The sequence below is a fragment of the Arabiibacter massiliensis genome, assembly GCF_902386925.1.
GTDB classification, from domain to species: domain Bacteria; phylum Actinomycetota; class Coriobacteriia; order Coriobacteriales; family Eggerthellaceae; genus Arabiibacter; species Arabiibacter massiliensis.
In genome coordinates this window covers 1622684-1632455 of the sequence record NZ_LR698996.1, presented here as the reverse complement: position 1 = coordinate 1632455, position 9772 = coordinate 1622684, and the positions used below count along the sequence as shown (strand labels likewise).

Below are 9772 nucleotides of genomic sequence, written 5' to 3'. Positions count from 1 at the left end.
ATGAAGAAGAGCAACTGGATCATCATGGCGGTGCTGGCCGTTGCCGCGGGCGCGTTCCTCTGGCTGTGGTACTACCTGGGGTTCAACTTCGTGGACGACCCCTTCGACCTGGTGCTTGCCATCGTGTACTGGGCCCTGGTCATCGGCCTTTCGACGGGCATCCACTTCGCCGAGAAGAAGCGTCGGCAGCGCGTGCGCACGGTGTACGTGTCCGACCGCGCGCTGTTCAACTCCGAGGCGGGGCTGCTGGCCTTCCAAGGCGAGGAGCCCACGCAGGACGACATCGCCGCCGTGCTGTACAACCTGAAGTACGATTTCACGCGTGCCGACGAGCCCGACTTGGATGAGTTCGACGTGAAGTACCTCGTGCGCACCGAGAAGTTCGATGCCGAGCAGCGCGACGAGGAGGCGCAGCTCGAAGCCCCGGCTGAGAGCCAGGCGCCCGACGTCTCCGAGGCGGCGCCTACGACGCCCCTGGCCGCAGCCGAGACCGTCCCTCTGACGGAGACGGCGGCCGAGCCGGCCGATGGCGAGGAGCCCCCCGTGGAGCCCAAGGAGTGGAAGGGCGAAGTGGTGGTGGTGAAGACGAAGGAGGAGCACGCCTTCGAGACGCCGGAGGAGCTGGCCGCCATTCTGGCCCGGCTCCAGCAAGCCGCCGCATAGCAGCAAAGGAAACGGGGGCGCGTCGCGCCCCCGTTTTCACGTAGGGCGAGGGCTCTGCCCTCGCCGCCGCCCGGCTCCCCTAATCGTCCACGCCGATGATGACGCTCGAGGCCTTGAACACGGCGTAGGCCTCCTTGCCCACCTCCAGCTGCAGCTCCTTGAGCGAGCCCATCGAGATGGTAGACGTGATGGTCTGGCCGCCTTCGATCTCCATGATGACGATGGCGTTCACCGCGCCCGGATGGATGGCGGTGATGGTCCCCTTCAGCAGATTGCGTGCGGAAAGCTTCATGATGACGTGACGTCCTTTCGCGATCTCCCCTGATCCTCCCCAGCCCGCGCGTTCGCCGGGCTTTTCTGCGCCCAGTATTGTACCGCGAAAGCCCCTTCAAATGGTGGAGGCGGCTGATAGTTGAACGAACAGGGGAAACGCCAGAATTTACCCAGTTTTGACCAGCATCCGACACTTCTTTGATGGTTGTTGCCCATCATGTTCCTGCAACGGGCTTGCGGCCCGTCCTTCGGATAAGGCATGCGCCTGATGCGCGCATACGGGAAAGGTGGATCATGAAGAAGCGTTTGACGATGGCGGCGGGGGCGACGGTGCTCGCTCTCGGTTTGTTCGGCATGTTCGGCTGCGCCTCGGGCGGTGCCGCCTCCGCGAGCGACGGCGGGGCGGGGGTCGCATCGCCCTCCGGCGAGGTGTCGGTGTATTCGCGCGAGGACGGCTCCGGTACGCGCGGCGCGTTCGTCGAGCTGTTCGGCATCGAGGAGAAGGATGCCAGCGGTGAGAAGGTGGACATGACTACCATGTCGGCCGCCATCACGAACTCGACGTCGGTGATGATGACCAGCGTGGCGAGCGATGAGAACGCCATCGGCTACATCTCGCTCGGCTCGCTCAACGACACGGTGAAGGCGCTCGACATCGACGGCGTGCAGCCCACAGCCGACAATGTGAAGAGCGGCGAGTACAAGATCGCGCGCCCGTTCAACATCGTGACGAAGGACGGCCTGTCCGAGGTGGCGCAGGACTTCGTAAGCTTCATCATGAGCGCCGACGGCCAGAAGATCGTCGAGGAGAACGGCTACATCGCCGTTGGGGAAGGCGCCGCCTACGCGGCTTCCGGCAAGAGCGGCAAGATCGTGGCGGCCGGCTCGTCGTCGGTGACTCCCGTCATGGAGAAGCTGGCCGAGGCGTACAAGGCCCTCAACCCCGACGTAGCCATCGAGGTCAACCAGTCCGACTCCACCACCGGCGTGAACATGGCCGTCGAGGGCACCTGCGACATCGGCATGGCGTCGCGCGAGCTCAAGGACTCCGAGACGGCCGCCGGCGTGAAGCCCACGGTCATCGCCCAGGACGGCATCGCGGTTATCGTGAACGCGGCCGCGAGCGTGGACGGACTCACGAGCGACCAGGTGAAGGCCATCTACACCGGCGAGCTCGTCACCTGGGAAGACGCGCTGGCGTAAAAGGCAGTTTCGCGGCTGCGCTCGCTCAGGATAACGCAGAGCAGATCGTCATCCTGAGCAGCGACCGTAAGGGAGCGTTGCCGAAGGATCCTTCCAAGGCGCGCGAAGCGCGACACCATTCTTATCAGGAAAGGCATCATGACCAAAGTACACATCAAAGAAGGCCTCGCGCGGGCGCTGTTCGCGGGTGCCGCGGGGATATCCATCCTCGCGGTGGCGCTTATCTGCGTGTTCCTGTTCGCGAACGGCGTGCCGGCTATGGCGCAGATCGGGCTGCCCGACTTCCTGTTCGGCACCACATGGCGCCCGGCCAACGACCTGTACGGCATCTTCCCCATGATCATCGGCAGCATCTACGTCACGGCCGGCGCCATCGTGGTGGGCGTGCCTACGGGGCTGCTCACCGCCATCTTTCTGTCGCGGTTCGCGAGCGGTCGCGTGGCGGCGGTGCTCAAGCCCGGCGTGGAACTTCTGGCGGGCATCCCGTCGGTGGTGTACGGCTTTTTCGGCCTGGTGGTCATGGTGCCCCTCATCCGCGATACCATGCCCGGACGCGGCCAGTCGCTTCTGGCGGCAGCTGTGCTTCTGGGCATCATGATCCTACCCACCATCATCACGGTGGCGCAGAGCGCGCTCGACGCCGTGCCGAAGAAATACTACGAGGGTGCGTTGGCGCTCGGTGCCGACCACGAGCGCTCGGTGTTCCGCGTCATCGTGCCCGCCGCCGCCAGCGGCATCATGGCGGGCGTCGTTCTGGGCGTGGGGCGTGCCATCGGCGAGACCATGGCCGTGATCATGGTAGCCGGCAACCAGCCCGTCATCCCCGAGAGCATCTTCGCCGGCGTGCGCACCATGACGGCGAACATCGTGATGGAGATGGGCTACGCCGCCGACCTGCACCGCGGCGCGCTCGTGGCCACCGGTGTGGTGCTGTTCGTGTTCATCCTCGGCATCACCATGCTGTTCAACCAGATAAAGAAGCGGGGTGAGGCGAAATGACAACGCCGCCCTCTGTCATCCTGGCCGAAGGCCGAAGGCCGAAGTCGAAGGACTCCGTGCGGCACCAGCCCTGCGCCTTGCCGCCCGCGCGCAGCTTCGCGTCCAGATCGCTGCGCGCGCTCGTGTACGCAGGTGCCGCGCTCACATCGGCCGTGCTCGCGTTCATTGTGGGCTACATCCTGGTGAACGGCGTGCCCTACCTTACGCCGAGCCTCTTTGCCTGGGAGTACACCTCCGACAACGTCTCGCTCACCCCGGCGCTGGTGAACACGCTTGTCATGGCCGGGCTCTCGCTTGCCATGGCGGTGCCGGTAGGCGCGGGATCGGCCATCTACCTGGTGGAATACGCCCCGCGCGGCAGCCGGTTCGTGCAGGCGGTGCGCACTACCACCGAGACGCTGCAGGGCATCCCCTCCATCATCTACGGCCTCTTCGGCATGCTGTTCTTCGTCACGGCGCTGCACTGGAACCTGTCGCTTCTGGCGGGCGCGTGCACGCTGGCCATCATGGTGCTGCCGGTGGTCATGCGCACCACGGAGGAGGCGCTCCTGTCCGTGCCCGACGCCTACCGCGAGGGCGGCTTCGGCCTGGGGGCGGGCCGTTTGCGCACGGTGTTTCGCTGCGTGCTGCCCTCGGCGGTTCCCGGCATCCTGGGCGGCGTGATCCTCGCGCTCGGCCGCTGCGTGGGCGAGGTGGCCGCGCTCATTTTCACGGCCGGCTCCATCGCGCAGATCCCCAACTTCGCCGAGGGCGCCGCGGCGCTCTTCGATTCCACCCGCACGCTTGCCGTGCACATGTACGTGCTGGCCAGCGAAGCCCTGCACGTGAACGAGACCTACGCCACGGCGGTGGTGCTGCTGGTGATGGTGGTTCTGCTGAACCTGCTGGCCACGTTCGCCGCCAAGAAAATGAACAAGGGAGGCATCCATGACTAACGCAACGCTCGAACGGACGGCCCCGCGCGCAGCGGCCACCGAAACCTATCTGCCCCACGCGCACGGCCGCACGGCTCCCTCCAACGCTCCCGCCAAGATGGCCGTGCGCGACCTGGACCTGTACTACCAGGACTTCCATGCGCTCAAGGGCATCAACCTGGACTTCCCGCAAAACCAGGTGACGGCGCTCATCGGCCCGTCGGGCTGCGGCAAGTCCACGCTGCTGAAGTCGCTCAACCGCATGAACGACCTGGTGGCGGGTTGCCGCATCGAGGGCGACATCACGCTGGACGGCGAGGACGCCTACCGCTCGGTGGACGTGAACAGCCTGCGCCGCCGCGTGGGCATGGTGTTCCAGCAGCCCAACCCCTTCCCCATGAGCGTGTACGACAACGTGGCGTTCGGCCCGCGCACCCACGGCATCAAGCGCCGCGAGGACCTGGACGCCATCGTGGAGCAGAGCCTGCGCGACGCCGCCATCTGGGACGAGATGAAGGACCGCCTGAAGAAGAACGCGCTCGGCCTGTCCGGCGGCCAGCAGCAGCGCCTGTGCATCGCCCGCGCGCTGGCCGTGCGCCCCGAGGTGCTGCTCATGGACGAGTCCACGAGCGCGCTCGACCCCATCTCCACCGCCAAGATCGAGGACCTGGTGGGCGAGCTCAAGCAGAAGTACACCGTCATCATGGTGACGCACAACATGCTGCAAGCGCTGCGCGTGTCCGACAAGACGGCGTTCTTCCTGCTGGGCGAGATGGTGGAGGCCGGCGACACCGACGACATCTTCACCAGCCCCTCCGACCCTCGCACCGCCGACTACGTAGCCGGCAGGTTTGGGTAGGGCTTCCGCGAGCCGAACGGCATGCGCGCTTTGCCATCCCCAGCGAGCGAAAATAGGGGGGGCTTGATGACATCACCGTGCGCTGAACAAGCCTGCCGGCCACGCAGCCGGGCAGTTCGAGTAGAATAGGGGCGTCAGCCCGGGCTCGCGGATGCGGAGGTACGCCAATGGAAGAGGGTCGCGCCAAGCAGGTGTCGATGCGCAACAGCACGGCCGACTTCCTCACGTTCGCCCTGCAGGACGGGGCCGAGGGCATCCAGGTGTACGTGCAGGACGAGGACGTGTGGCTGACCCAGAAGGCCATGGCTACGCTGTTCGATTGCGCGGTGCCAAATATCAACTATCACTTGAGGTCAATTTTCGAGGCGGGTGAGCTAGAAGAGGCGGCAGTTGTTAAAGAATTTTTAATAACTGCCGCAGATGGCAAGCGCTACAAAACCAAGCACTACAACCTGGACGCCGTCATCTCCGTCGGATGTTTCACGTGAAACATCTGTGCTGAAGACCGGTCGTTCCGTCCAGTGCGCGGCCTGCCGATCTTGGTTTGACTGCGGATATCGGAATCCGGGTGCTCAAATCACAGTTTTGGCTGGTTTGAAGCGATTGAGGGTGTTCGAATAGCGGCTTTGCCTGTTTGATTGCGTGTTGGCGAGCATTTGCCTAGGTGGGCGATAGCGGTGTACCATGCGCGATCGCCGGGCAGCTTCAGAGCGGCCTAACTGTGACTTAGGGCTGTCGCTTTCGCAATGTGCCCGGTTGGCGAACTCTAACTGCATGAGCGGGAGGGGGCTTGCGGGCATTGTCGACCGAAACACACGCCACAGCACTCTGAAGCGTGTGTTTCGGTCGACAATCCCTCGCGCACTTTACGCAAATTTGACTTGCTCGTTGGCCCGTCTGCGCGTCGGCTGCTTTACAATGGGCCGAAACGACCGAAGCTGCCATGTGGGAGCGATCCATGATCTACTACGTTGAAGACGACACCAACATCCGCGACCTCACCGTGTACGCGCTGCGCCAGGCGGGATTCGAGGCGCAGGGCTTCCCGGCGGCCGGCGAGTTCTTCGCCGCGTGCAGGGAGCGCCTGCCCGAGCTCGTGCTGCTCGACATCATGCTGCCCGAGATCGACGGCCTCGAGATCCTCCATATGCTGCGCGCCGAGCCGGCCACGAAGCACGTGCCGGTGATGATGCTCACGGCCAAGGGCACCGAGTTCGACACCGTGTGCGGCCTCGACGCCGGCGCCGACGACTACCTGGCCAAGCCCTTCGGCATGATGGAGCTGGTCAGCCGCGTGAACGCGCTTCTGCGCCGCGCCAGCGCGCCGGCGGTCGCGCCCGACGACGAGCTTGCGTGCGGCCCGATATCGCTCGTCGTGTCGGCTCACACGGTGACGGTGGAGGGCGAGCCGGCCACGCTCACGCTCAAGGAGTTCGACCTCCTGCGCGCCCTCATGCAGAACGAGGGCCACGTGCTCTCGCGCCGCCAGCTGCTCGAGGACGTATGGGGCGTCACCTACGTCGGCGAGACGCGCACGGTGGACGTGCACGTGCAGACGCTGCGCCAGAAGCTGGCCGCGGCAGGGGAGGGGGCCGACGCCCTCATCCAGACGGTGCGCGGCGTGGGCTACTGCCTGAAGAGCCCCTCGTGACGCGGGCGCACCGCATGAGCCCCACGCATCTCAAGGTGAAGAGCCTCGCCGGCAAGATATTCACGAGCGTGCTCGCGTTCACGCTCGGCATCATCGTGCTTCTGGCCGTGGCCATGACCACCATCTACTATATGTCCTACGAGCACGACGCCGAGGCGGAGCTTGCCGCGAGCGCCCAGGATGCCGCGCGCTACCTGAACGCAACGCCCTCGGCCGAGAACGCGCCTGCCCTCGAAGCCCAGTTCAGCGGCCTGACCCGCTACACGCTCATCGCGCCCGACGGCACCGTGCTCTTCGACAGCGCCGCCGACACCGGCACCATGGACAACCATGCCGACCGCCCCGAGGTGCAAAAGGCCGCCGACGCGGGCGAGGCCGTGACCATGCGCTACTCCGAGACGCTCGGCACCGATACCGTGTACGCGGCCGTCAAGCTCGACGACGGCAGCATCGTGCGCCTGTCCGAGACGCGTCATTCGCTGCTGTCGTTCCTCGGCGACATGCTCATGCCGGTGCTCGTGGCCCTGGCCGTGGCGGTGGTGCTCGTGTTCCTCCTGTCGAAGGTGCTCACGGGGCGCATCATGAAGCCCATCGACGCGCTCGACTTCGCCAACCCGCTCGACAACGAGATCTACGAGGAGATGGATCCGCTGCTCATCCGCATCGACGAGCAGCAGCGCCAGCTCAAGCAGCAGAACACCGAGCTGGCCGAGGCCGAGAACATGCGGCGGGACTTCTCCAGCAACGTGAGCCACGAGATGAAGACGCCCCTGCAGGTGATCAGCGGATACGCCGAGCTCATGAAGAACGACATGGTGCAGCCCGCCGACCGCCAGAAGTTCGCGGCGCTCATCTACGACGAGGCGCAGACCATGCGCTCGCTCATCAACGACGTGCTCACGCTGTCGAAGCTCGACGAGTCGGCGTTCGATGGCGAGGGCTCGGCCGCCATCGACCTGCTCGCCGTAGCCGAGCGCGTGGCGGGCCGTCTATCCAGCTTCGCGTCCGATCAGGGCGTCGACGTGCAGGTGGAGGGGCAGCCGACCGTCGTGGCCGGCAGCGCGACGCTGGCGGAGGAGATGCTGTACAACCTCATCGAGAACGGCATCCGCTACAACCACGAGGGCGGGCGCGTGGTCATGCATGTGGACGGCGCAGGCGGCGAAGCCGTGGTGCGCGTGAGCGACACGGGCCCCGGCATTCCCGAGGAGCTGCACGACAAGGTGTTCGAGCGCTTCTTCCGCGTGGACAAGAGCCGCTCGAAGGAGACGGGCGGCACGGGCCTCGGCCTGGCCATCGTCAAGCACGCGGTGCTCTATCATCGGGGGACCATCGAGGTGCAGAGCGCTCCGGGCGCGGGCACCACGTTCATTCTGCGCTTCCCGCTCTCCGATTGAGGCGGCCCCGTCGCAAGGAAAAAGCCCCACCCCCGGCCAGAAGGATGAACCCACCTCAAAAGGTGGGTGCTCGCAGCCCGCTTCCTGGCTTTCGCATCGACAGATGCGAATCTCCATTTCACGCGCTATCTTGAGCTCCCTCATGTATTAGCATCGGTCCATCGCAAAGTATGGCTTCGAGGGCAGGACCTGATTCGAGTATATGTGCCCCGCAGCCAAAATAAAGACTTGACTTCCATTTTGTTTGCCGGTTCACACAACCTGAGTGTGGCAGGGGGACGGGTGTGACAGGGGTGTGACAGGGGGACAGGGAGGTGTCCTCTTTCCGCATTTTCGCCGAGAAAGCGATATACAAACAGGCGTTCGCATGATACCATACAGACTATGGATACCTTATTCACAGACATGGAGAACGAGCGGAAGTCGGAGGTCGCCCCGCTCGCGGTGCGCATGCGGCCGCGCACGCTCGAGGAGATCGTCGGCCAGTCGGAGGCGGTGGGCCCCGGAAGCTGGCTGCGCAACGCCATCGAGCAGGACCGGCTGAGCTCGGTCATCCTGTTCGGCCCGGCGGGCACCGGCAAGACCTCGCTTGCCCACGTGATCGCCGAGACGACGAAGGCCACGTTCGTGGAGGTGTCCGCCATCGGCGGCACCGTGTCCGACCTGCGCCGCGAGATAGACGCGGCCGAGAAGCGCCTCTCCGCGTTCGGCCTGCGCACCATCCTGTTCGTCGACGAGATCCACCGCTTCAACCGCAGCCAGCAGGACACGCTCCTGCACGCGGTGGAGGACCGCGTGGTGGTGCTGGTGGGCGCCACCACGGAGAACCCGTTCTTCGAGGTGAATTCCGCCCTCATCAGCCGCTCGCGCGTGGTGGAGCTGCACGGTTTGTCGGACGCTGAGATAGCGGAGCTCGTCGGGCGGGCGCTCGCCGACGAGCGGGGCCTGGGCGGGCTCTACCGGCTGGATGAGAAGGCGCGCGACGCCATCGTGCTGCTCGCAGGCGGGGACGGGCGCACGGCGCTCACCACGCTCGAGCTGGCGGCCGGCATGACAGAGCCCGGCACGCGCAAGAAGCCCGCGCGCATCACCGAGGACAACGTGCGCGCCGCCACGCCGCACCGCGTGCTGCCCTACGACAAGAACAAGGACATGCACTACGACGTGATCTCCGCGTTCATCAAGTCGATGCGCGGCAGCGACCCGGACGCGGCGCTCTACTGGCTCGCCCGCATGATCGAAGGGGGAGAGGACCCGAAGTTCATCGCGCGCCGCATGTTCATCGCCGCGTCGGAGGACATCGGCAACGCGGATCCGCAGGCGCTGCTCGTGGCCGAGGCGGCTTTCAAGTCGGCCGAGGTCATCGGCTATCCCGAGTGCCGCATCAACCTGGCGCAGGCCGCCATCTACCTGGCGCTCGCGCCCAAGAGCAACGCGGCCGAGGCCGGCATCGACGCGGCGCTCGCCGAGGTGCGCAGCGGTCCCGCCCGAAGCGTCCCCGACCACCTGCGCGATAGGCACCGCCCCGGCTCGGAGAACTACGGCGCCTACCGCTACCCCCACAGCTACCCCGGCGGCTGGGTGGACCAGCGCTACCTGCCCGACGGCCTGGAGCGCGGGTGCTTCTATCGGTCGAGCGACCGGGGCTGGGAGGCCTACCGCGCCGACGCGTCCGCGCGCGATAGGGCCGAGGCGCGAAGGCGGCCGCCGCAGGGATGACGCCCCGGCGCGCTTGCGGCTGCGGCGACGTCGAAAACCCCACGTCGCGCGGAAGGTAACCAATTCCCTACTCCTATGGAAGCAGGGTGGAAAC

The 9772-nt window shown here is 65.8% G+C and carries 10 protein-coding genes; 9 read left to right on the top strand and 1 reads right to left on the bottom strand.

Annotated elements, in window-relative coordinates; genetic code table 11:
* Complete coding sequence (locus FX134_RS07020; protein WP_080799619.1) at positions 1-663, top strand: phosphatase PAP2 family protein; 663 nt, start codon at positions 1-3, stop codon at positions 661-663.
* A gap of 79 nt (positions 664-742) precedes the next feature.
* Here FX134_RS07020 and FX134_RS07015 read toward each other — a convergent pair whose 3' ends face one another.
* The gene (locus FX134_RS07015) at positions 743-955 is read right to left on the bottom strand and encodes a TOBE domain-containing protein (RefSeq protein ID WP_080799616.1); all 213 of its coding nucleotides are present in this window, start codon (positions 953-955) and stop codon (positions 743-745) included.
* 275 nt (positions 956-1230) lie between these two features.
* Here FX134_RS07015 and FX134_RS07010 point away from each other — a divergent pair, with 275 nt between their 5' ends.
* From FX134_RS07010 to FX134_RS06975, 8 genes are all read left to right on the top strand, one after another.
* Positions 1231-2139 carry a substrate-binding domain-containing protein gene (locus FX134_RS07010; protein WP_080799611.1) on the top strand — a complete coding sequence of 303 codons (909 nt, stop codon included), beginning with the start codon at positions 1231-1233 and terminating at the stop codon, positions 2137-2139.
* Positions 2140-2277: 138 nt separating this feature from the next.
* Positions 2278-3138 carry a phosphate ABC transporter permease subunit PstC gene (gene pstC / locus FX134_RS07005; RefSeq protein ID WP_080799609.1) on the top strand — a complete coding sequence of 287 codons (861 nt, stop codon included), beginning with the start codon at positions 2278-2280 and terminating at the stop codon, positions 3136-3138.
* On the top strand, positions 3135-4073 hold the full coding sequence (gene pstA / locus FX134_RS07000) for a phosphate ABC transporter permease PstA (protein ID WP_232050865.1): 939 nt from the start codon (positions 3135-3137) through the stop codon (positions 4071-4073). The genes pstC and pstA overlap by 4 nt, the downstream gene beginning before the upstream one ends.
* Entirely contained in the window at positions 4066-4911 is an 846-nt protein-coding gene (gene pstB / locus FX134_RS06995) for a phosphate ABC transporter ATP-binding protein PstB (RefSeq protein ID WP_080799607.1), read from the top strand. Before pstA ends, pstB begins: the two co-directional genes overlap by 8 nt.
* Positions 4912-5078: 167 nt before the next feature.
* Positions 5079-5399 (top strand): hypothetical protein, encoded by a 321-nt coding sequence (locus FX134_RS06990; protein WP_080799605.1) that lies wholly within the window; start codon positions 5079-5081, stop codon positions 5397-5399.
* A 470-nt stretch (positions 5400-5869) separates the two neighbouring features.
* The gene (locus tag FX134_RS06985) at positions 5870-6562 is read left to right on the top strand and encodes a response regulator transcription factor (RefSeq protein WP_080803866.1); all 693 of its coding nucleotides are present in this window, start codon (positions 5870-5872) and stop codon (positions 6560-6562) included.
* On the top strand, positions 6559-7959 hold the full coding sequence (locus FX134_RS06980) for a sensor histidine kinase (protein WP_232050864.1): 1401 nt from the start codon (positions 6559-6561) through the stop codon (positions 7957-7959). Before FX134_RS06985 ends, FX134_RS06980 begins: the two co-directional genes overlap by 4 nt.
* A 384-nt stretch (positions 7960-8343) precedes the next feature.
* Positions 8344-9678, top strand: a complete 1335-nt coding sequence (locus FX134_RS06975) for a replication-associated recombination protein A (protein ID WP_080799601.1) — start codon at positions 8344-8346, stop codon at positions 9676-9678.
* Positions 9679-9772 lie beyond the last annotated feature (94 nt).